Origin of the sequence: Kineosporia sp. NBRC 101677, assembly GCF_030269265.1 — a bacterium.
In the GTDB taxonomy this organism is placed as follows: Bacteria; Actinomycetota; Actinomycetes; order Actinomycetales; family Kineosporiaceae; genus Kineosporia; species Kineosporia rhizophila.
Window position 1 is genome coordinate 772,789 of the sequence record NZ_BSTA01000001.1, and the last position, 19,844, is coordinate 792,632.

A 19,844-nucleotide genomic window follows, 5' to 3' on the forward strand; every position below is an offset into this window, starting at 1 on the left:
GCGGCCAAGTCGCTCGATGGACATTTCTCTTATCACATTTGATAACCTGAACCCATGGACCCGGACCTGGCCCACATGACCTCAGCCCTCTCTCGGGCGTTGGAGGACAGCGGCCTGCGGCAGGCCGACTTCGCCGCAGCCCTGGGCACCTCAGCATCCCGGTTCTCCACGTACCGCAGCGGGAAGACCATCCCGTCCGCCGTCTTCTACCTTCGGGCCCTGCGCATCGGCGCCGCCCTCGGACAAGCCGAAGAGAACGGCTGGATGACTCCACCGATGACCGCTGCAGCCATCGCCGGGGCCCTGGCCGAACCGGACGAGATCTGGGCCTTCAAGCTGGCTCTTCAGGCCCGCGACCACCTGCATGAACTTCTTGCCGTCCGACCCGATCTGGCCGGCTCCTGGGAGGCCGTTCCCTCAGAGACCGGCCGTCCCGAATGGGACACGTTCCTGGCTGCCTTGGCCGAGCACGAGTTCGACGATGCGGGACTGCCTGCTCCGGCCTGGACCCAGCACCCTGCTCTCGTCACCGACTGGGTTCTGGACAGTCCGCTGCTCGACGAGGTGGAGATCCGCCACCAGACACCTGATTGGCTGGCTCGCCGTCACATCTACGTCTCACCACGAGATCTGACCACCGTATGAATCCCGAGTTGGGCAGGAAACAGATCCAGCGCCTCCTGGATCTGCTGGACGCCCGGTTGCCAAGACCGAGAACCTGTCCCGGACATGGCTCAATCAGGCTGCTCGTCCCTGGATCCCCACTCCCGTGGTGCCCCCTCGGCCTCGGTCCTCGGGTCTGCAGGTGCTGTTCGCCCCGCCTGAGCATCTCCTGGCCATGAAGCTGGTCGCTATGAGGCGTCAGGATCTCAGGGACATAGTCACCCTCGTCGCCGAACTCGGGATGCTGAGCCGAAGCGGCTGACTACGCGGACCTCCTGCAACGGGTGTACGGGGACGAGGACGTCCTTCAGCAGCTTCTGGGCGTTCCCTATGACCAGGTCCGAACGGAGGCTCTGGCCAGGGGCGGAGCAGCAGTTCGGGCTGTGGCAAAGGTTCGGCCCGAATGAGCAAGCATCCCGCCGGCAGGCTGGTGCGGACCTCACCGCGCAGGCGTGTGCTCTTCGAAGTCGTCCGGGGACTCCTGGATCGGGATCGGGTCGAGACGCAGGCCGGCCCTCACGAAGGAAGTCCGGCGTCGGCCAGGGGCTGTGGCACCTTGCTCGTGCGCCGCCCCTTCGCCTGAGTTGCGAAGCAGATGCTGACGCAGGTCAGAGGTTGTTCTGGAAGGTGGCCAGGGACGGGGTCGAACCGTCGACCTTCCGATTTTCAGTCGGACGCTCGTACCAACTGAGCTACCTGGCCGGGACCTGAGCCCTACGTTCCGGCTCAGGTGTGGCGACCCTGACGGGACTTGAACCCGCGACCTCCGCCTTGACAGGGCGGCGCGCTAACCAACTGCGCTACAGGGCCTCGTGCGTGCTGAGACAGGCTACCGCACAGTGTGGGCCGCCCCGTTCACCGCCCGGTCGGAGCCGGCCGACGAACCGGCCGGGACGCAGAAAAGCCCCCAGCCACAGGCTGGGGGCTTTTCTGGAAGGTGGCCAGGGACGGGGTCGAACCGTCGACCTTCCGATTTTCAGTCGGACGCTCGTACCAACTGAGCTACCTGGCCGAGTCCTGAGCCTCAACGAACTGACTCAAGCGCTGCGACCCTGACGGGACTTGAACCCGCGACCTCCGCCTTGACAGGGCGGCGCGCTAACCAACTGCGCTACAGGGCCTTGCATTTTCACTTTTGTGGTGCGAGCACCGTACCCCCAACGGGATTCGAACCCGTGCTACCGCCTTGAAAGGGCAGCGTCCTAGGCCACTAGACGATGGGGGCCTAGACACACGTTGGAGGTTTTGGTCTCCGTTGGTGACATGAAGAAGCATAGGGGGTCCGGGGCTTATCTCCAAAGCGACTTCCCGACCGGCGGCCAGGAAGACCCCGATCCTGCCCCTGACCTGCGAAGACACTGGTTGGCACCCAAGGTGGGCCGGGAGCCTCGAGGCGGGCCGACGTCCATAAAGAGGGTTTTTGGCTGCCCGGAAGAGACGGGCACCACACCGGACTCAGGCGAGGCGAGTGACTCTCTGCGGTGGTCGCCGTGGCGGTGGCCGACGGCGACACCACTCCTTCGTTCAGGACAGCCGGCGCACCTGGTCGGGGCCGAGCATCACATGGGGCGGGCGCAGCCCGTCCTGACCGCCGAACTCGACCTCGTAGGCCACTCTCGGATCGGTGAACACCGCCAGGACCGTACCGAGCGCACCTGGGAGCAGGCCGTGCTCGGGCAGGGTCACGGACAGGGAGACGAGGTCAAAGTTGTGCAGCACCAGCACACCTCACACGGTTGGTCGACGCTGACCGCCCGAACGCGCCCGGGCCGCACCGGCACCACCACCGGCACCGCCGGCCCGGAAGTCGTTCATGGAAATCCCTGCTGTCGAACTTCTCAGCAATTACCCACGGCCACCATTGTCGGAGACTTCGGAAAGCTTTTCGGCCGGGTCCGGGGCCTCCTTGACAACGGTGGTCGAGGGCTAGCTTGCACGCAACCGCCGCAAAAGACGAACGACCAGGTCAGACCGGCTTTTAGCCGGATCCCCGGCCAGGTCCACAAGCACTCTGGGCAGCATCCATGTAGAGCCGACCGACAAAGGGACCTTTGGCGCCGTGGACCCCTTCTTTGGGCCGCTGTCCCTTTCTCCTGAGCGGACCAGACTCAAGGCATCAACCGGAAAAGGAATTCCCCAGGAGGAATGATCATGTCGATCGAACCTGCCACCCCGGTCAGCCAGGGCTCGCCGTCGGCGAACAGCCGCCCCGACTCCGCCGTAACCGACTGGGCCATCCGGCTCTTCGCCGTACTGCGCCTGTCGGTCGGGTTCGTCTTCCTCTGGGCGGCCCTGGACAAGACCTTCGGCCTGGGCTATTCGTCCACCGGCGAAAAGGCCTGGGTGAACGGCAATTCCCCGACCAAGGGGTTTCTCAGCTTCGTCGACCAGGGCCCCTTCGCCTCGGTCTTCAACGACCTGGCGGGCCTCGCGGTCGTCGACATCCTCTTCATGGTGGGCATGTTCGCGGTCGGAGTCGCCCTGATCGCCGGGGTGGCGATGAACGTGGCCGCCGTGAGCGGCGCCCTGATCATGGTGCTGATGTGGGCGGCCGAGTGGCCGATGGCCCAGAGCACGAACGCCGGCGAGCCCACCGGTAGCACCAACCCGTTCATGGACTACCACATCGTCTACGCCCTGGTCCTTTTCGCCCTGGTTGCGGTGCACGCGGGCCGGGTCTGGGGCCTGGGCCGCACCTGGGAACAGCTGCCGGTGGTCAAGGACCGGAAGTGGATGCACTGAGCAGGACCTTCGACCCTGCCGAGCGGCCCGCCCCGGACGCAGACTCGCTAGATCCGCACCTGGACCGCACCGGAAGGTCGAATTCGTGACCAGCACCGATCAGCAGACCACAGGCGAGGCGCCCCCCGAGGTCGGCGTGCGTGTCCTGGACCGGGCCGAGTGCCTGCGCCTGCTGGCCACCGCGCAGATCGGCCAGCTGGTCTTCACCTACCAGGCCATGCCCGACGTCCTGCCGGTCAACGTCGCGCTGGCCGACGACGCCCTGCTCATCCCCTTCGCCGACGGCTCGATGATCGAGCGCGCCGCCCGCAACACCGTGGTCGCGTTCCACGTGGACAAGATCGACGAGCAGACCCACCTGGGCTGGAGCGTCACCGTGGTGGGCCGCTCGTTCGAGCTGCGCGAGGGGGACTCGCCGGTGGTCCGGCCGCGCTCCTGGACACCCGGGCGCCACGACCGCACCCTGGCGGTCGCACTGGAACGGGTGACCGGGAGATATCTGGAACCCGGCGTGAAATGATTCAGCCGGGCAGATCCGACGGCCGGTGACGAGGTTCCAGCAGCGGTGAACGACCACCACGACAAGTCCGAAGAACGCTACGGGAACAACTGGGCGGCCAAGGAGGCGCACCGTTACTGGAGTGCCGGCCAGCCACCGCCGCTGCCCAAGCTCGGGCTCGAACGGCTGCTGCAGGAGCTGATCGGGCGCTCGCAGGAGATCATCGACACCGAGCAGCAGCTACACCGGCTGCTCGACGCGGTGGTGGCGGTGGCCAGCGACCTGAGCCTGCCCGACACCCTGCGGCGGATCACCGAACTGGCCGCCGACCTGGCCGAGGCCAAGTACGCGGCGCTGGGCCTGCTCGATCCGGAGGGCCGTGAGCTCTCCGACTTCATCACCGTGGGCATTCCGGGCCACGAGCGCATGAAGATCGGCGAACCTCCGCGCGGCAAGGGCATCCTCGGGGTGCTGATCGACCTGCCGGTGCCGTTGCGGCTGGACCGGCTGGCCGACCACCCGGCCTCGGCCGGTTTCCCGAAGCACCACCCGCCGATGGGCAGTTTCCTGGGGGTGCCGCTGCGGGTGCGCGGTGAAGTCTTCGGCAACCTCTACCTGACCGAGAAGCGTGGCGGCGGCACCTTCACCGAGCGGGACGAGCAGCTGATCATCGCGCTGGCCGCGGCGGCCGGCATCGCGATCGAGAACTCCCGCCTGTTCGACGTCACCCGCCGGCGGGAGGCCTGGCTCACGGCCGCCGGCGACGTGACCAAGTCGCTGCTGGCCGGTGCCGAGATCGAGGAGACGATGCGGCTGGTCGTCGAACGCGCGTCCACGGTGGCCGGCGGCGGGGCGAGTTTCCTGCTGCTGAACGACGCCGACGGTGGGCTGAGCGTGCGGGCCGCCCACGGCGAGAACACCGCCGCCACCCTGGGTACCTCGTACCACCCCGAAGATCCGCGGCTTACCGAGCGCCGGGCCTTCCTGGCCAACGGTTTCGTCACCGGCCCGGGCATCTCCAACCAGTACAGCGGCCCGGCGGTGCTGGTGCCGCTGGTGGTGGGGGAACACGTGATCGGGGTGCTGGCGATCGCCCGGGCGCTGCACCAGGAGCCGTACTCCGAGGCCGACATGAAGATGGTCGAGTCGTTCGCCGGCCACGCCGCCCTGGCCGTGCAGTTCAGCCGCCAGGCGGCCGACCGGCAGCGGCTGGCGGTGCTGGAGGATCGGGACCGGATCGCCCGCGACCTGCACGACCTGGTGATCCAGCGGATCTTCGCGGTCGGCCTGGGCCTGCAGAGCATCGGGATGAGCATCGCCAACCCGGCCACCGCGAGCAAGATGTCCGGGCTGATCGACGACCTGGACACCACCATCCACGCCATCCGGACCTCGATCTTCAGCCTGCAGCAGCAGGAGGAGGAGTCGACCAGCCTGCGCTCGGAGGCGCTGGGCGTGGTCAGCGAGGCCACCGGGGCCCTGGGGTTCGAGCCGGTGCTCACCTTCCGCGGCCCGGTGGACACGCTGGTGCCGGTGGAGGTGCACGGCGACCTGCTGGCCGTGCTGCGCGAGGCACTGTCGAACGCCGCCCGTCACGCCCGGGCCACCCACGTGGAGGTGCGGCTGGGGGTGGAGTCGGGGCAGGTCACGCTGGAGATCGAGGACGACGGTCAGGGCGTGGCGGCCGACGCCCGGCAGGGTACGGGCACCACGACCATGAGGACGCGGGCGGAACGTCACGGCGGTTCCTGCGCCTACGCGGCCCGGGACGACGGTTCTTCCGGCACGGTGGTGATCTGGCAGGTCCCGGTCGGTTGAAACCACGAGGGCGGGGAGGGCCATCGCCCTCCCCGCCCCCGTTCCACCCGGTTCAGCGGTGGATGAGCTCGATAACCCCTTCGACAATGGACGATCCGTCCCCGGCAACCAGCGTTCCGTCACCATCGGCGGAACGGCCCGAGAGCGTCCATCGGTAGTAGCCCTCCGGCAACTGGGCGCCCTTCGACGAGAGACCGCTCCACCACAGATCCCGCACGCTGCCGTCGGGCGCGGTGCCCTCCAGTTGGGCCACGGTCTTCTTCCCGGCCTGGTCCTGGATCTTCAGCGTGACCGAGCGCATCGGCTTGCTGATGTCGAACTGCGGCCTCCAGGCGTCGCCGTCGCCGTTGTCGTTCGGGCTGAAACCGAGCGGGGTCACCGTGGAGATCAGCCGGGGCCGGTACTTCGGCTGGAACGGCAGCGGTGACAGCTCGGCCCGGGGCATCACGCTCCAGCTCGGCGGCCGCTCGGCCAGCCGGGCGATCTGGTGGTCGTCGATCGAGAGCAGGGCCGACCGCCCGTCCAGCACCACCGGCGCGTTGTTGCCGGTGGTCAGGTCCATCACCCGGGTGCCGATGAAGCCGGTGTAGCTGTCCGACCAGGTCAGGGTGCCCTCACTGAGCGAGAGCCGGGCGAGCTCGCGGGCCTGGGTGGGAACCTGCCGCACCTGGCCGGTGTTCAGGTTCTTCCAATGGATCTGGTCGCCGCAGCTGCTGGACCAGGCCCCCAGCTCACCCCAGACGGTGACCAGCGGGGTGCCGCCGTCACAACCGGCCGCCACCTTCGCCACCTCCTTGTGGGTCTTCTTCTCGGCGTCGTCGAGCCAGACCGTCGAGCTCCCGTCGGCCTTGGTCTCGACGTAGACGACGTTGGGGCCGAACAGGTCGTCGGCGGTCGACGGAACCGGCTGGGTGTACATGTGTTTGCCGTCGGGCCGGAACGCCTTGCCCCCGATCAGCGTGTAGGCCCCCGACTGGTTCGGCTGCCCGAAGGCCTCGGCGTCGCCGGTCTCCTTCCCCCGGTCGATCAGTTGCCAGCGCCCGTTGTGCCCGGGCACCCCGACCACTCCGCGAGCGCCGGAGAAGGCGATCGCGCCGGAGGTCTGGGCGATGCTGGTCTCGGCCGAGAACGTGGCCCGCCGGTCGCTGGAGACACGGCGCTGATAGACCGGACGCGAGGCGAGGCTGGAGCGTTCGACGTAGCGCACCTGGCCTGCGCTCAGCGAGAGCTGCGCGGGCGGAAGGTCGGCCTGCGGCACGGTGGCCACTCGGGTGAACTCGTCGGCGGTGACCCGGTAGACCCCGGCATCGACGGACGCACGGGGGTCCGGCCCCAGGGTTCCGCTGCTGGCAGTGAGGAAGTGGTTCCCCACCGCGGCGAGACCGGAGGCGTCGTAGGGCAGCGCCTTGTACTTGGCGGCCGGGCCGTTGACGATCGCCAGGGTGGTCGAGGTCGCGCGGGGGCGGGCCGGATCGTCCGGGTGGTTGATCAGGTAGCCGACTCCGGCGGCGCCGACGGCCAGGTGGGCCACGTCGGCGTTCGGGTCGAGCTCGGCGTAGTGGGTGACAGCTCCTCCGGCGCGGGGCTTCTGGTGGATCTCGTAGCTACCGCCCGCGGCCTTGGTGGCCCAGACGATCCAGCCCTCCGACAGGCCCAGCCCGAGGACCTCGTCCGGGCTCTCGGCGATCCGGGTGACGGCCCCGGTCTTCAGAACGACCAGATCGAGGACGTGGGTGGCCGGCTGCACCCGGTTGTCGAGAGTCGTGCGCAGCACCGAAGTGCGGTCGGCAGCCAGGCCGTACCCGCCCAGAACACCCGGGACGTGCGGCATCAGGACATCGGCCTGCATCCCCTGGCCGGTGTCGGTGCCGGCCCGGTGGCGCACCAGCGGGTACCGCCACTGACTGGGAACGTTGGCGTAGCTCCCGGGCAGGTCGGAGAACCAGCCCTCACCGTTGAACGCGTCGGGCCGGGTGATCTGCCCGGCCTCGACCACGTCCTGGCCGGTGAGGATGTTGAGCCGGTGCGGCACCTTGGGCTGGCTACCGGCCCGCTGCAGGTTCTCGTACCAGGCCAGCTGCGTGCCGCTGACCGCCAGCAGGGTGGGCGCGGCGGAATTGCTGGTGCTCGGCCCGACCTGCGGGCGATGCTCCAGCTCCCCGCCCAGGGCACCGGTGAAGACCGGCCGGTTCTGACCGAGCGGCTGCCCCGTCGGATCGGCCTGCTGCACCGCCACACCGGCTTCGGAGGCGCCGACCAGGTGCAGGTCGGCCGCCACCGGGTGCAGCGGGATCGGCACGGTGTAGCTCGAGGCGGCCTGGCCCGGGGCGGCGGCCACCCCGGCGACCAGGGCGGTGGCCATCCCCCCCGGCCAGCCCCAGCCGTTTCAGCCCCAGCCGTTTCAGCCGGTGTGTGTTGCGCCTTCTCGTATTGATCTGAACTGCCATATTGTCCCCCCGACTCGTCGCAGTTGGGGGTGATCATGGCGGGACCCGGACGGTCCGGCCCGGCAGCCCGAACTCGGGCGAGTCCGGGACCACCCGGCCGGTACCGGATCGGCGCAGGGCTCAGGCGGGAGAGCGGGTGGCGGTGGGGGCCGGCCGGTGCATGGTGAGCTGCTGCGCGGCGGACAGCCGCACCGCCGCCTTGGCCGGGGCGAGCACCTCGGGTTCTGCCTGCCGGCCGGCCGGGCCCTGGGGCCGGGCGGAGATCCACAGCTGGGCCGTCTCGCCGGTCTTCCCGCCGAACGAGGCCAGGCTGCTGCCCCACTTCCGGGCCCGGGCCAGGTCTTCCGGCACGGCCGGGCCGAGCATCGCCTCGACCAGGAAGCGTTCGCTGGTCAGCACCTCCACCCCGCGCTGGTGCAGGCGCCGGGTGATCTGGTGCACGGCCGAGCCGTTGATGAAGCCGTTGCCGGTGCCGCAGTCGAAGGCCGCGGCCCGCCCGCCTTCCCAGTGCGGCATGCCCTCCAGCCATTCGGCCACCCCGAACGACTTGGGCGTGGCCCCCTGGGTGCCGGCCAGCGCCCGGGACAGCCGGTTGGGCAACCCCCGGTGGTGGATCGGCGCACCCACCACCAGGAGGTCGACATTCTCCAGATCCCACTCCTGGGCGGCCGCCTCGACCACCCTCGCGCTGACCCGGAACTCGGTCAGGCCGGCGGCCACGGCCTCGGCGAAGCGGTGGGTGTTGGAGAAGCAGGACTCGACGACGACCAGAACGTTCAACTCGTGATGCCCCCGTACATGCGGTTTTTCGATCGCAGACTTCCAGGACGGCGGTGGGCCGGACAGGGCCGAAGGTCCCGTCCGGACGTGCGGTGCGCATCGGATTTCCGGTCAGCACGCAACGCAGGCCGAGTGGCCCGACGAACCTCGCGTTCGTACAGGTCTCGCCCGTCCGCGGTGTCGTACAGCTTGGCACGAATCGGACCCGGCTGTCGTCGCCCCGGGCCGATCAATTTCCGGAAACCCGCATCACTGAACCCTTTACCCGGGAAATCTGCTCACGCGGGCGCTGGGTCCAGGGGTGCACCCCCGAACCCGCCGGTGACCGGGCCGACCCGGTGAGTGAGACCGCCGGACGCCGGAGCGGGTCTATCAGTCCGATCCCGTGAAACGGCTGAGATCCGGCGGGGCGACGCTGAACACCGGCCGGGCGATCTCGGTGCGCCACCACGACCCCTCCGGGCAGGCCGGGTGGGTTGCTGACGGCAGCGCCGAGCTCGGCCATGGCCCCGGCGTACCCGGTAAGTACCTCATCAAGGCTGACGCTGGCCTGAACGCCGGGGGGCGAGGGGGCGCGGCACAGCTCGACCTCGGTCCCCTCGAGGGCCGGCTGAAGCGAGAGTCGAGCAGCTCGCCTGTGCGCGAGTTCCCGCTCCAGCCGGTCCAGGTGGGAACCGCTGATGCCCGGTCGCCGGTTACTTGAAGGCGCTGGGCAGGCGCGGGGTGTAGGGCCGCTCCAGGATCTCGATCTCCTCGGCGCTCAGTTCCAGCTCGACCGCCGCGGCCGCGTCGGTGAGGTGCTCGGGCTTCGACGGGCCCACGATCGGCGCCGCCACCGACGGGTTCTTCAGCACCCAGGCCAGCGCGACCTGGGCCATCGGCACCCCGCGGGCCTCGGCCACCTGCTGCACGGCCTCGACGATCGGCCGGTTCTCGGCCTCCACGTCGTAGCGCTGGGTGAGGCGGTCGACCCCGGTGCGGCTGGTCCGGGTCTGCCACGGCCGGGCCACCCAGCCCTTGGCCAGCGGGCTCCACGGGATGCTGCCCACTCCCTGGTCGGCGAGCAGGCCGAACATCTCCCGCTCCTCCTCGCGCTGCAGCAGGCTGTACTGGTTCTGCATGGACACGAACCGGGTCCAGCCGCCCCGGTCGGCGGTGTGCTGCAGCTTGGCGAACTGCCAGGCCCACATCGACGAGGCGCCCAGGTAGCGGACCTTGCCCGCCTTCACCACGTCGTGCAGCGCCTCCATCGTCTCCTCGACCGGCGTCTCGTAGTCGAAGCGGTGGATCTGGTAGAGGTCCACGTGGTCCACCCCGAGCCGGGTCAGCGAGGCGTCGATCTGCTCGAGGATCGCCTTGCGGGAGAGCCCGGAGCCGCCCGGGCCGTCGTGCATCGGGAAGTAGACCTTGGTGGCCAGGACGATGTCCTCGCGGCGGGCGTATTTACGGATCGCCCGGCCCACCACCTCCTCGGACGAGCCGTCGACGTAGGCGTTGGCGGTGTCCCAGAAGGTGATGCCCAGCTCGACGGCCTGTTGGAAGAACGGCTGGGAGGCCTCTTCGGTCAGCGGCCAGCCGGCCTCCGGATCGGGCGGCGTACCGAAACCCATGGTGCCCAGGGCGATCCGGCTGACCTTGAGCCCCGAGCTACCGAGGCGGGTGTACTCCATGCTCCGACGGTCCCCTTCCGTGTGCGGTCACTGCAGCCTCCCCGAACATAAATGCAGTGACAATCCCTCGCCCGCCGGTCTATCAACATAGGTATGAAGAAAGGGATCACGCTCAGCAAGACCTGGACGGACGGCGAACTCGTCGCCCGCCGGGCCCTGAGCGCAGACGAACTGCAGCACCGCCTGGAGCTGAACCGTATTGCTGCGGCCGCGAACGGTGACGGCGCCCGCCGCAACCGCCGGGCCGAACGCAGCCGTCGGCTGGCCCGAGGGAAGGCCGGCCGCCATGACGACTGATGCGTTCCCCGAGGGAAAGAACCGGAGACCGGAGGCGCGCCGCACGGGCGCACCCCCGGTCTCCTTCGTTTTGCAGACCTAGTAATCGATCCGGCCGTGTCGGCTGTGGAACTCCCCCGTGGGCCCGTCCGGCCCGATCAACGCCAGCGCGACCGTCGCATCGGTACCTTCGGTGATGCTCTGGTGCCCGCTGAACCCGTTGAACTCCGTGGCCGTGTAACCGGGGTCGGAGACGTTGACCCGCATCCCGGGCAGGCTCTTGGCGTACTGCACGGTCAAGGCGATCACAGCGGCCTTGGAGCTGGCGTAGGGCACACCGGTGACGTGGAACTCGTCGGCCTTGGGGTCGAGCAGGTAGCGCGGCCAGCCCACGCCGGAGGCCACGTTCACGATCACGGCGGAGGGGGAACGGCGCAGCAGGGGTAGGGCCGCCTGGGTGACACGGACGATGCCGAGCACGTTGGTGTCGAACACCTGCTGCATGGCGTCGGCGTCGAGGTCGTCGGTGCTGAACGACGTACCCAGCACGCCGGCGTTGTTGACCAGGACGTCCAGCTCGGGGAGGGACGCCAGGGCCCGGGTGATGCTCGCCTGATCGGTGACATCGAGCTGCACGGGTACGGCGCCCAGTTCGCGAGCCGCCTCGCCGTTGTCGAGGTTGCGCATCCCGGCGTAGACGGTGTGTCCGGCCTCCAGGAGGCGGCGGGTGGTTTCGAGACCGAGGCTCTTGTTGGCCCCGGTCACCAGGGTGGTGGTCATGTCTTCCAACTTGGGACGTCGGTGAGCACCTCACCAGGCATCTCTCGTCAGTGGGTCCACCGGTACCACCCACTGCGCCCGGCGCGGGAGCATGATGGCTGGATGGATGAGTTCGCCCAGGTACTGCGGGCCTGGCGGGACCGGGTCACCCCCGAACAGGCCGGGCTGGCTCCCGGGCTGAACCGCCGCACCCCCGGTCTGCGCCGAGAAGAGCTGGCCCTGCTCGCGGGGGTGAGCGTGGACTACATCGTGCGTCTGGAGCAGGGGCGCGCCCGCAACCCCTCCCCGCAGATGCTCACCGCCCTGGCCCGCGCGCTGCGCCTGGACGACAACGAACGCGAGCACCTGTTCCGGGTCGGTGGGGCGGCCCAGCCCGGCGGCGGCACGGTGCCGCGGCACGTCAGCCCCACGGTGCAGCGGATGGTCGACCGGCTGAGCGAGTTCCCGGTCGGCGTGCACACCGCCGCCTACGAGCTGGTGCTCTGGAACCCCCTGTGGGCCGCCCTGTTCGGAGACCCCTCGAGCCGCAGCCGGCTGCAGCGCAACATGGTCTGGCGCTACTTCGCCGAGGATCCGATGCCGGTGACGCACTCCCCGGCGGCCGAGGAGGAGTTCGCCTCCGACCTGGTCGGGCATCTGCGCTCGGCCCAGGGCCGCTACCCGGCCGACCCGGAGATCCCGCACCTGGTCTCCCGGCTGGTCAGGGCCTCTCCCGACTTCGCCCGGCGCTGGGCCGAGGCACCGGTCGCCGAGCTGCGCACCAGCCACAAGACGGTGCACACCCGGGTCGGTGACATCGCCATGGACTGCGACACCCTCAGCGAGGGGCCGAACGGACTGCTGATGGTGGTGATGACCGCCGAACCCGGCTCCGAGGACGAGCAGCGGCTGCAACTGCTGCGGGTGGTGGGGCTGCAGGAGCTTCTTCCCGGAGGTACTGCGTGAGGGCGTCGCGGGTCTGCGCCATCTGGGCGACCCGCTCGGCCATCTCGTCGCGGATGCGGGTGACCTGCTCCACCACGTTGCCGCAGACGTCCTGGTCGGTGTCGCCCCCGGTGCAGGGCAGCACGGTGCGCACCAGATCCATCGGGAAGCCCAGATCCATCAGCGACCGGATGGTGAGCACCGTGGCCACCGCATCGTCACCGTAGTCGCGGTAGCCGTTGGGCAGGCGCTCGGCCGCGAACAGGCCCTGCTGCTCGTAGTAGCGCAGGGACCGGGCGCTCACCCCGGTCCGGCGGCTCAGCTCGCTGATCCTCACCGGCGGTCGGCCTCCAGCCTTGACCTTGACACGATGTCAAAGTTTAGCGTTCAAACATGTCGCAGCAAACAGTCGAGGCCGGCGGACGGACCCGGACCTTCACCACGGTCGGCACATCGGCCCGGAACCTGCTTCTGGTCTTTCACGGCAGTACGCAGAACGGCCGTACCCACCAGAAGTTCACCGATCACTCCTACGACCGGCTGGCCGAGGACGGCACGGCCGTGGTGGCGTATCTGGACGGCTTCAAGGGCAACTGGAACGACGCCCGCCGTGAAAGTCGTTTCCCAGCACGTAAGAACAGCATTGATGACATTGCCTTCACCCGTGCGGTCGTCCGGAAACTAGCCGCCAGTCACGGTATCGACGAGCGCCGGGTGTTCGCGGCCGGCTACTCCAACGGCGGGCAGATGGTGATGCGCCTGATTCACGAGGCACCCGGCCTTCTCGCCGGGGCAGCCATTTTCGCCAGTACCATGCCGGTGCCGGAGAGCTTTCTGGCCCCCACGGAACCAGTCGTCGCGCTACCCGTGTTGCTCGCTCACGGCACCGCCGACCCTATCGTCCCCTTCGACGGGGGATCCATGACGTGGTGGAAGCAGAAGCTGTTCAGGGTGGGCGGGAGCAGCCTGTCGATGCCTCAGACCGCGGCCTACTTCGCCGAGCGCAACGGCATCTCCACCGAACCGGCCGTCACCCGCCTGCCCGCCCGCGAAACCACCACCTATCTGGAACGTTCCGAGTATCGCCAGGACAAACGTCCTTTAGTTGTGCTCTATCGCATTCACGGCGGCGGGCACACCGTGCCGGGCTCCAAGGACAAGCCCTTCGTCGGCCGGAGCAACCGGGACCGCACCGCTGCCGACCTGATCTCGGAACTTCTCGAGGCCCCTCAGATCGAGTGGCAACCGGACGAACAGCCCAGCCAGAGCTGAATATTGGCCCAGTCGGCGATCTCCACCCGACGCCCGGGCCGGCAGTTCAGCCATCCGCGGTCGGTGAACGCGGACAACAACGCGGCAGCCAGCGCCCCGGCCAGGTGCGGGCGGCGCTCGGTCCAGTCGAGGCAGTCCTTCAACAATGGACGTCGTTGGCGCCCCAAGGCGCTCACATCGATTTCCATTGCCGCGAGGGCCATTTCTCCTCGGGAGGTCACGCTGAGCCCGTCGAGCAACTGGTGCTCCAGCAACGCATCCCGCAGAGCCACACCGGCGCGGCCCGCGAGATGGTCGTAGCAGGTACGAGCCTCGGCCAGTCGCCGGGCCGCGGTGCTCTGCCGCAGGCTGCGCACCGGCCGGCCCGGAGCGATCGCGGCCAAGGACTCCACCGCCGTGGCCACCTCCGGCCGACTGATCCGGTAGTACCGGTGACGGCCCTGCTGAACCACTTCCAGATAGCCGGCCGCGACCAGCTGCTTCAGATGAGCACTGGCCGCCGGGCGCCCGATGCCCGCAGCCTCGGCCAGCGCCCCCGCCGGATGCGCACGCCCGTCCAGCAGCAGCGTCAGCATGGCCGCCCGGGACGCATCGGCCAGCAGCCGGGCTGCGGCGGCCACGTTCACGTCAGCGATCTGCATGTCTGACGGTAACCCGCCCACATTTCGCTGGTGGGCGAAGCGTGGGCGGGTCCAGGTCCTAGACGGAGGTCAGCTCGAGGGCCCGGTCGACGGCGGCCCCGATGTGCAGGCGGGTGGTGGGGAACGAGGGCACCGGGCAGTCGTCGGGCGAGATCAGCAGCTCGATCTCGGTGCAGCCGAGGATCACGCCCTCGGCGCCCTGTTCGACCAGACGGGTGATGATTTCGCGGTAGGCCTGGCGGGACTCGTCGCGCACGACGCCGACGCACAGCTCCTCGAAGATCACCCGGTGCACGAGCTCCCGGTCCTCGGCCGGGGGCACCAGCACCTCCAGGCCGTGCGAGGCCAGGCGGTCGCGGTAGAAGTCCTGCTCCATGGTGAAGGCGGTGCCCAGCAGGGCAACCTTGCGCACACCTTCGGCGCGGACCGCGGCGGCCGTGGTGTCGGCCAGGTGCACCAGCGGCACGGTGATCGCGGCGGCCACCTGGTCGGCCACCTTGTGCATGGTGTTCGTGCAGATCAGCACCATGTCGGCGCCGGCCGCCTGCAGATTGCGGGCCTCCTGGGCGAGCACCTGACCGGCCACGTCCCACTGACCCGAACGCTGCAGCTGACCGATCTCGGCGAAGTCCACCGAGGACATCACCAGCCGGGCCGAGTGCAGCCCCCCGAGGCGAGCGGCGACCAGCTCGTTGGCGATCCGGTAGTACTCCACCGTCGACTGCCAGCTCATTCCGCCGAGCAAACCGATCGTCAACATGTGGACCTCCCGAGGCTGTGGCTGTCCTTCTACGGTCACCCACCACGGAACCTGGGACAAGAACGTCTTGGTCGGAGCCATCCCCAAGCTCAGCTTTGGTTTCCGAGCCGGATGTGGGTGAATGGTCGACATGGCGGGAATGGGCGACGACGAAGAGCTCGCGACTCACCGGCACGTCCTGGAGCAGGCGCGGGAGTCCGGCGAACCGGTGCAGCGGCACGAGGCCGAGCACCCGGCGTCCGAGCAGGCCGACGAAGAGGTGCCGGAACGCTCGGTGCTGGGCGAGGGCAGCACCACCGCCAAGCTCGACCCGCGGCGCCTGCTGGTGTTCCGCGAGGTGGCGCACTCCGGCTCGATGGCCGCCGCCGCCCGCGAGCTCGGCTGGACCCAGCCGGCCGTCAGCCAGCACATCCGCAAGCTGGAGAAGGACCTCGGCCTGGCCCTGATCACCCGGGTCGGGCGCGGCATCGCGCTGACCGACCCGGGCCAGCTCCTGCTGCGCCACGCCGACGCCATCGACGCCCGGCTCGAGGCGGCCGGCGAAGCCCTGGCCGACCTGGCCCGCCGCCGCACCGGCCGGGTCCGCATCGCCGCCTTCCCCTCTGCCAGCGCCACTCTGGTCTCCACCGCCCTGGCCAACCTGAGCGCCGAGCACCCCGGCCTCGACGTGCGCCTCACCCAGGTGGAGCCGCCCGAGGCCCTGGTCCTGCTGGCCGAGGGCCAGTGCGACCTGGCGATCGTGTTCGACTACCCGGGAGAAGATTTCGAGCGCGGCCCACTCGAGGCGGTGACCCTGCTGAACGACCCGCTGCGCGCCGTGCTCGGGCCGGGCCACCCCCTGGCCGGGCGCGATTCGGTGAGCATGGGCGACCTGGCCGGGCAACGCTGGATCGCCGGCTGCGTCTCCTGCCGCAAACACCTGGTGCGCGAAGCGGTCAAGGCCGGCTTCACCCCCGACATCCGGCACAGCACCGACGACTACGTGGTGGTGCAGGCCCTGGTCGCCGCCGGCATCGCCGTGGCCGCCCTGCCCGGCATGGCCCTGCGGGCCAGCCTGAACCCGGCCGTCAAAGTCCTTCCCCTGGAAGGCTACCCGTCGCGAACCGTGTCCGCGGTACTGGCCCCCAGCAGCCACGGGGTGCCCGCGGTCGAGGCGGTGCTGGAACAGCTGCGCCTCGCCACGGTCTGAGGTTCAGCCGCGCTTGAGGGCTCGGTGGCTGCCGTCGCAGTAGGGGAACAGGGCGGAGGCGTTGCAGCGGCAGAGGGCGATGCAGCGGCGGCGGACCGGGGTGTCCTGGCCGTCGGCGCCGCGCACGGTGAGGGCGCCGCGGACCAGGAGGGGGCCGTCGGGGCAGTCGGTGACCCGGACCTCGGGGCCGGTGCTGGTCACCGCCTCGGGCAGGACCACCGGCTCGGCCGCCTTCACGCTGCGCTCACCTTGACTCGGGCCTGCTCGCGCAGGGCGCTGCGGCCGGCCTTCCAGTTGCTCAGCAGATGGCCGCTCGCCTCCTCGTCGAGCACCAGGGCGGTGGCCGCGCCGAAGAGGACGTCGGCGGCCAGCTCGGGCTGCTGCTCGATCAGGGCGCCGACCAGCTCGCGCAGCGCGATCTGCTCGTGCACCGCGTCGGCCTCGACGTGCTCGTCGAAGTAGAGGGTGGCGGCCTCGCCGAAGCCCAGGCGGCGAAGACCCTGGGCGTAGCGGCGGTTCGGGGTGGTCGAGGTCATCTCGAAGGCGGCCAGGTGGCCGGCCACGGCCCCGCGCAGGCGGCGGTGCAGGCCGAACAGCGACATCGCGTTGACCCCGGCCAGGATCACCGCGGGCACCTGGTCGAGGTAGTGGCCGTAGCGGGCATCCAGGCCGAGGGCCCGCATCGTCCGGGCGAACAGGTCTGCGTGGATCCAGTCGGGCCGCCCGCCGCCGTACTCGTCGGACTGCACCTCGACCATCGCGGCCTTCGGGGCTCCGGTGAGCCGGGGCAGCGCGAAGGTGTGCGGGTCGGCCTCTTTCAGGTGGTAGATCGAGCGGGTGACCAGCAGTTCGCGGTACTGGTCGGCGGTGGCCTGGCGGGCCAGGTAGGTGGACAGGCCGGGCGCCGACGTGGGGGCGGTGAGGGCCAGCAGCGTCTGCGCGACCTGTTCGCCCGTGGGCCTGGTCTCGGGGGCCGCGCCGGTGAACTCGGTGAGCATGGTGTGCACCCGTTCGCGCACGGCCCGCTCGAAGACCTCTTCCAGGCCCGCCCGCACCCCGAGCAGGTCCGGATCCCACTCCCAGCGGTCGTTCACCCCCTCGACGCCGCGGTAGTGCAGTTCGTAGAGCAGGGTCAGGGCGAGCTGAAAATCTTCGGCATGCACCGGATCGGCCACGGTGACCGCCTCGGCGGCGTGTTCACGCACCGCGAGCAGACCCGTCTGCGCCTCGACCCGGCCGGTGAGAAGTTCGATCAGGGACGCGCTCAAAGGACCGCGAGCAGAAGGAGTTCGGAGCGGTAGAGCGGTGCTGTCCATGAAGGCATGCTCTGGCAGCCCCGCAGGCGGCGCACCTTCAGGCGCCCCCCTCACCCGAGCCGGCGAACCGGGCGGATCAGGGCAGATCGAAGCCCTCAGGCCCGGATACCCGTAAGGGCCAGGGCTGTCAGCCGGGCCGCCTCACCGGCTGCGTCGGGGTGCGTCTCGGTGGCCAGCGACACGGCGTTGACCAGGATCAGGAGATCGCAAGAGGCCACCTCGGAACGCACGGCTCCGGCCGCCTGCGCCCGCTGCAGCAACCGCTCGGCGGCCTCTCCGAGCAGGACGTCGCAGTCGCTCCCGGCCGGCGAGGCCGATCTGGAGATACCGGTGAGCACGGCCGAGGCCAGGCCGCGGCTGGTGGCCCCGTAGACCGCCACCGCCTGCAGCCAGTCCACCAGGGCCGTTCCCGGGTCGGCCGCGTCGGCCAGCTCGTCGGCCTGGCGACAGAGCACCTCGACCCGGTCGTGGAAAACCGCATCCAGCAGCGCCCAGCGGTTGGGGAAATGCCGGTGCAGCGTGGCCGAACCGACTCCGGCCTTGCGGGCGATCTCTTCGAGCGAGGCATTCGCCCCCGACCGGGCGATCTCGACCTCGGCCGCCGCCACGATCTGGTCGTAGTTGCGGCGGGCGTCGGCCCGCCGGGGCCGGCCGCCGGGGGTGGCCGTCCGGGTGACGACGTCCTGGTTGGCCACGGTTCGGCACTCACTTCTGCTCGTGTGCGGGAAACCCGCATCCTACGCCACGAACCATCGAAGTGGAGGGGAGCCCCGCTTGTCGTTGACAAAGTGGGGTGGCCCTCCATATCTTCGTCACGACGAAGTGGGGGCACACCCCACTTACCTGAGCGACACCTTCCAGGAGCTTCACGATGACCGAGCCCACCCCGTCCGAAATCCGAACTGTGCTGGTCACCGGGGCCAGCACCGGCTTCGGGCGACTGACTGTCGAGACCCTGGCCCGCCGGGGCCACCGGGTCTTCGCCGGCCTGCGCGACGTTTCCGGCCGCAACGCCCCGGCCGCCGCCGAGCTCACCGCGCTGGCCGCGGCGGAGCACCTCGATCTGAAGGTGCTCGAGATCGACGTGACCGACGACGCCTCCGTCGCCACCGCCGTCCGTACATTGATCGAAACCGCTGGGCAGCTCGACGTTGTCGTGAACAACGCAGGCCGCAACTTCGCCGGGCCCTTGGAGGCCTACACCGCCCACGAGGCGCAGCAACAGTTCGACGTGAACACGCTCGGCGCCCTGCGCGTGAACAACGCCGTGCTCCCCCACCTGCGGGCACAGGGGCACGGCGTACTGATCCAGGTCGGATCGCTCTCGGCCTGGATGACCCCACCGTTCAACGGGCTGTACGCCGCCAGCAAGGCGGCGCTACGCGCCCTGACCGAAGCCTGGCACCACGAACTGGCGCCCTACGGCGTCGAATCCGTCATCATCGAGCCCGCCTCGTACCCCACGAACATCGGCGCGAACGCTGCCCTGCCCGCCGACCAGGAACGGCTCGGGCTGTACAGCGAGGCGCTGACCGGTTTCGTCACCGACCTGACCCGGCGGGCCACCGAGAACGCCGAAAGCATCGGCACCGCAAGCCAGGTCAGCGACGCCCTGACCTCCTTGGTCGAGACTGCGCCGGGGAAGCGGCCGCTGCAGACGCTGGTCGCACCGTCGGCCCAGCTCGCAGCGGTGCAGGAAGTTCACCGGAAGGCGGCCCAGGCCACGCGAATCGTCGCGGACGACATGGGCATTGGTGCGTACCTGGCACTCAGGTAACAGTGGGACGCGTGCGGTTCAGTCCCCGAACGAGGGATGAGGCGCAGGCGTGACCACGGCGCTGGAGGGGCCTGCCGACCCGGCGACTGTCGCGGGGTGCGGCGGCCCGAAGGCACTCAGGACGCGGGCGGTGAGGCGTCCGGACGAAGTAATCGGCGAGCCGTGTGTCTGACGCGATGAGCCATGGTTCCCTCCGTGCTCGCCCCCGCCATTGGGTGGAACAAGCTTTCACTGCGGATACGCCTGACTGCAAGATGTAGCCGAGAATCGGAGCCAAGCGGGCACCCGAA

The 19,844-nt window shown here is 69.7% G+C and carries 19 protein-coding genes, 5 tRNA genes and 1 pseudogene; 9 read left to right on the top strand and 16 right to left on the bottom strand.

Annotated features, from left to right (window positions below; all coding sequences use genetic code 11):
* Nucleotides 1-54 precede the first annotated feature (54 nt).
* Nucleotides 55-645: a helix-turn-helix domain-containing protein gene (locus tag QSK18_RS03475; RefSeq protein WP_232808448.1), complete on the top strand. Its 591-nt coding sequence runs from the start codon at nucleotides 55-57 to the stop codon at nucleotides 643-645.
* A gap of 646 nt (nucleotides 646-1,291) precedes the next feature.
* Here QSK18_RS03475 and QSK18_RS03480 read toward each other — a convergent pair.
* The 6 genes from QSK18_RS03480 to QSK18_RS03505 all read right to left on the bottom strand — a co-directional run bounded on the left by QSK18_RS03480 (nucleotide 1,292) and on the right by QSK18_RS03505 (nucleotide 2,382).
* Nucleotides 1,292-1,365, bottom strand: a tRNA-Phe gene (locus QSK18_RS03480).
* Nucleotides 1,366-1,396: 31 nt separating this feature from the next.
* Nucleotides 1,397-1,473, bottom strand: a tRNA-Asp gene (locus QSK18_RS03485).
* Nucleotides 1,474-1,601: 128 nt separating this feature from the next.
* Nucleotides 1,602-1,675 (bottom strand) — tRNA-Phe (locus tag QSK18_RS03490).
* A 35-nt stretch (nucleotides 1,676-1,710) separates the two neighbouring features.
* Nucleotides 1,711-1,784: transfer RNA gene (locus QSK18_RS03495), tRNA-Asp, on the bottom strand.
* A 31-nt stretch (nucleotides 1,785-1,815) separates the two neighbouring features.
* Nucleotides 1,816-1,888, bottom strand: a tRNA-Glu gene (locus QSK18_RS03500).
* Nucleotides 1,889-2,187: 299 nt separating this feature from the next.
* A complete protein-coding gene (locus tag QSK18_RS03505) occupies nucleotides 2,188-2,382 on the bottom strand; it encodes a DUF4926 domain-containing protein (RefSeq protein WP_232808449.1) in 195 nt (64 codons plus the stop codon).
* A 432-nt stretch (nucleotides 2,383-2,814) separates the two neighbouring features.
* Here QSK18_RS03505 and QSK18_RS03510 point away from each other — a divergent pair, with 432 nt between their 5' ends.
* The 3 genes from QSK18_RS03510 (at nucleotide 2,815) to QSK18_RS03520 (ending at nucleotide 5,722) form a co-directional block, all read left to right on the top strand.
* On the top strand, nucleotides 2,815-3,405 hold the full coding sequence (locus QSK18_RS03510; RefSeq protein ID WP_285616549.1) for a hypothetical protein: 591 nt from the start codon (nucleotides 2,815-2,817) through the stop codon (nucleotides 3,403-3,405).
* Between the two features lie 85 nt (nucleotides 3,406-3,490).
* Entirely contained in the window at nucleotides 3,491-3,925 is a 435-nt protein-coding gene (locus QSK18_RS03515; protein WP_232808451.1) for a pyridoxamine 5'-phosphate oxidase family protein, read from the top strand.
* A gap of 45 nt (nucleotides 3,926-3,970) precedes the next feature.
* Complete coding sequence (locus QSK18_RS03520; protein WP_232808452.1) at nucleotides 3,971-5,722, top strand: sensor histidine kinase; 1,752 nt, start codon at nucleotides 3,971-3,973, stop codon at nucleotides 5,720-5,722.
* A 52-nt stretch (nucleotides 5,723-5,774) separates the two neighbouring features.
* Here QSK18_RS03520 and QSK18_RS03525 read toward each other — a convergent pair whose 3' ends face one another.
* The 3 genes from QSK18_RS03525 to QSK18_RS03535 form a co-directional block, all read right to left on the bottom strand.
* Entirely contained in the window at nucleotides 5,775-8,084 is a 2,310-nt protein-coding gene (locus QSK18_RS03525; RefSeq protein WP_285616550.1) for a flagellar hook assembly protein FlgD, read from the bottom strand.
* Between the two features lie 205 nt (nucleotides 8,085-8,289).
* Nucleotides 8,290-8,949: a flavodoxin family protein gene (locus QSK18_RS03530; protein WP_285616551.1), complete on the bottom strand. Its 660-nt coding sequence runs from the start codon at nucleotides 8,947-8,949 to the stop codon at nucleotides 8,290-8,292.
* 695 nt (nucleotides 8,950-9,644) lie between these two features.
* Complete coding sequence (locus QSK18_RS03535; RefSeq protein WP_232808455.1) at nucleotides 9,645-10,619, bottom strand: aldo/keto reductase; 975 nt, start codon at nucleotides 10,617-10,619, stop codon at nucleotides 9,645-9,647.
* Between the two features lie 93 nt (nucleotides 10,620-10,712).
* On the opposite strand from QSK18_RS03535, the gene QSK18_RS03540 reads away from it, so the two are divergent.
* Nucleotides 10,713-10,916 carry a hypothetical protein gene (locus QSK18_RS03540; RefSeq protein WP_232808456.1) on the top strand — a complete coding sequence of 68 codons (204 nt, stop codon included), beginning with the start codon at nucleotides 10,713-10,715 and terminating at the stop codon, nucleotides 10,914-10,916.
* A gap of 78 nt (nucleotides 10,917-10,994) precedes the next feature.
* Here QSK18_RS03540 and QSK18_RS03545 read toward each other — a convergent pair whose 3' ends face one another.
* A complete protein-coding gene (locus tag QSK18_RS03545; protein ID WP_285616552.1) occupies nucleotides 10,995-11,675 on the bottom strand; it encodes an SDR family NAD(P)-dependent oxidoreductase in 681 nt (226 codons plus the stop codon).
* A 102-nt stretch (nucleotides 11,676-11,777) separates the two neighbouring features.
* Between QSK18_RS03545 and QSK18_RS03550 the strand changes: the two genes are divergently transcribed.
* A complete protein-coding gene (locus tag QSK18_RS03550) occupies nucleotides 11,778-12,620 on the top strand; it encodes a helix-turn-helix transcriptional regulator (protein WP_232808458.1) in 843 nt (280 codons plus the stop codon).
* Nucleotides 12,621-12,750: 130 nt separating this feature from the next.
* Here the strand turns inward: QSK18_RS03550 and QSK18_RS03555 are convergent.
* Nucleotides 12,751-12,936 (bottom strand): annotated as a pseudogene (locus QSK18_RS03555) (MerR family transcriptional regulator); the annotation flags it as partial.
* A gap of 56 nt (nucleotides 12,937-12,992) precedes the next feature.
* On the opposite strand from QSK18_RS03555, the gene QSK18_RS03560 reads away from it, so the two are divergent.
* On the top strand, nucleotides 12,993-13,871 hold the full coding sequence (locus QSK18_RS03560) for a CE1 family esterase (RefSeq protein WP_232808459.1): 879 nt from the start codon (nucleotides 12,993-12,995) through the stop codon (nucleotides 13,869-13,871).
* Here QSK18_RS03560 and QSK18_RS03565 read toward each other — a convergent pair.
* Both QSK18_RS03565 and QSK18_RS03570 read right to left on the bottom strand, forming a co-directional pair.
* Nucleotides 13,829-14,512, bottom strand: a complete 684-nt coding sequence (locus QSK18_RS03565; protein WP_232808460.1) for an ArsR/SmtB family transcription factor — start codon at nucleotides 14,510-14,512, stop codon at nucleotides 13,829-13,831. The two genes, QSK18_RS03560 and QSK18_RS03565, sit on opposite strands and share 43 nt — an antisense overlap.
* Nucleotides 14,513-14,570: 58 nt before the next feature.
* Nucleotides 14,571-15,272 (bottom strand): aspartate/glutamate racemase family protein, encoded by a 702-nt coding sequence (locus tag QSK18_RS03570; protein ID WP_232808461.1) that lies wholly within the window; start codon nucleotides 15,270-15,272, stop codon nucleotides 14,571-14,573.
* 121 nt (nucleotides 15,273-15,393) lie between these two features.
* On the opposite strand from QSK18_RS03570, the gene QSK18_RS03575 reads away from it, so the two are divergent.
* Complete coding sequence (locus tag QSK18_RS03575; protein ID WP_285616553.1) at nucleotides 15,394-16,461, top strand: LysR family transcriptional regulator; 1,068 nt, start codon at nucleotides 15,394-15,396, stop codon at nucleotides 16,459-16,461.
* A gap of 3 nt (nucleotides 16,462-16,464) precedes the next feature.
* On the opposite strand, the gene QSK18_RS03580 is transcribed toward QSK18_RS03575, so the two are convergent.
* From QSK18_RS03580 to QSK18_RS03590, 3 genes are all read right to left on the bottom strand, one after another.
* Complete coding sequence (locus QSK18_RS03580) at nucleotides 16,465-16,698, bottom strand: CDGSH iron-sulfur domain-containing protein (protein ID WP_285616554.1); 234 nt, start codon at nucleotides 16,696-16,698, stop codon at nucleotides 16,465-16,467.
* On the bottom strand, nucleotides 16,695-17,729 hold the full coding sequence (locus QSK18_RS03585) for an iron-containing redox enzyme family protein (protein ID WP_285616555.1): 1,035 nt from the start codon (nucleotides 17,727-17,729) through the stop codon (nucleotides 16,695-16,697). The genes QSK18_RS03580 and QSK18_RS03585 overlap by 4 nt, the downstream gene beginning before the upstream one ends.
* Before the next feature lie 143 nt (nucleotides 17,730-17,872).
* Nucleotides 17,873-18,472, bottom strand: coding sequence for a TetR/AcrR family transcriptional regulator (locus QSK18_RS03590; RefSeq protein WP_285616556.1), 600 nt, complete (start codon nucleotides 18,470-18,472; stop codon nucleotides 17,873-17,875).
* A gap of 176 nt (nucleotides 18,473-18,648) precedes the next feature.
* Here QSK18_RS03590 and QSK18_RS03595 point away from each other — a divergent pair, with 176 nt between their 5' ends.
* Nucleotides 18,649-19,554 carry an SDR family oxidoreductase gene (locus QSK18_RS03595; RefSeq protein ID WP_232808466.1) on the top strand — a complete coding sequence of 302 codons (906 nt, stop codon included), beginning with the start codon at nucleotides 18,649-18,651 and terminating at the stop codon, nucleotides 19,552-19,554.
* Nucleotides 19,555-19,844: the final 290 nt, after the last annotated feature.

What these genes read in the sequence shown, in the direction of transcription:
- QSK18_RS03475 (WP_232808448.1), top strand. Translation starts at nt 55, where the DNA reads ATGGACCCGGACCTGGCCCACATGACCTCAGCCCTCTCTCGGGCGTTG.
- QSK18_RS03510 (WP_285616549.1), top strand. Translation starts at nt 2,815, where the DNA reads ATGTCGATCGAACCTGCCACCCCGGTCAGCCAGGGCTCGCCGTCGGCG.
- QSK18_RS03525 (WP_285616550.1), bottom strand. Translation starts at nt 8,084, where the DNA reads ATGGCCACCGCCCTGGTCGCCGGGGTGGCCGCCGCCCCGGGCCAGGCC.
- QSK18_RS03535 (WP_232808455.1), bottom strand. Translation starts at nt 10,619, where the DNA reads ATGGAGTACACCCGCCTCGGTAGCTCGGGGCTCAAGGTCAGCCGGATC.
- QSK18_RS03540 (WP_232808456.1), top strand. Translation starts at nt 10,713, where the DNA reads ATGAAGAAAGGGATCACGCTCAGCAAGACCTGGACGGACGGCGAACTC.
- QSK18_RS03545 (WP_285616552.1), bottom strand. Translation starts at nt 11,675, where the DNA reads ATGACCACCACCCTGGTGACCGGGGCCAACAAGAGCCTCGGTCTCGAA.
- QSK18_RS03550 (WP_232808458.1), top strand. Translation starts at nt 11,778, where the DNA reads ATGGATGAGTTCGCCCAGGTACTGCGGGCCTGGCGGGACCGGGTCACC.
- QSK18_RS03560 (WP_232808459.1), top strand. Translation starts at nt 12,993, where the DNA reads ATGTCGCAGCAAACAGTCGAGGCCGGCGGACGGACCCGGACCTTCACC.
- QSK18_RS03565 (WP_232808460.1), bottom strand. Translation starts at nt 14,512, where the DNA reads ATGCAGATCGCTGACGTGAACGTGGCCGCCGCAGCCCGGCTGCTGGCC.
- QSK18_RS03570 (WP_232808461.1), bottom strand. Translation starts at nt 15,272, where the DNA reads ATGTTGACGATCGGTTTGCTCGGCGGAATGAGCTGGCAGTCGACGGTG.
- QSK18_RS03575 (WP_285616553.1), top strand. Translation starts at nt 15,394, where the DNA reads ATGGTCGACATGGCGGGAATGGGCGACGACGAAGAGCTCGCGACTCAC.
- QSK18_RS03595 (WP_232808466.1), top strand. Translation starts at nt 18,649, where the DNA reads ATGACCGAGCCCACCCCGTCCGAAATCCGAACTGTGCTGGTCACCGGG.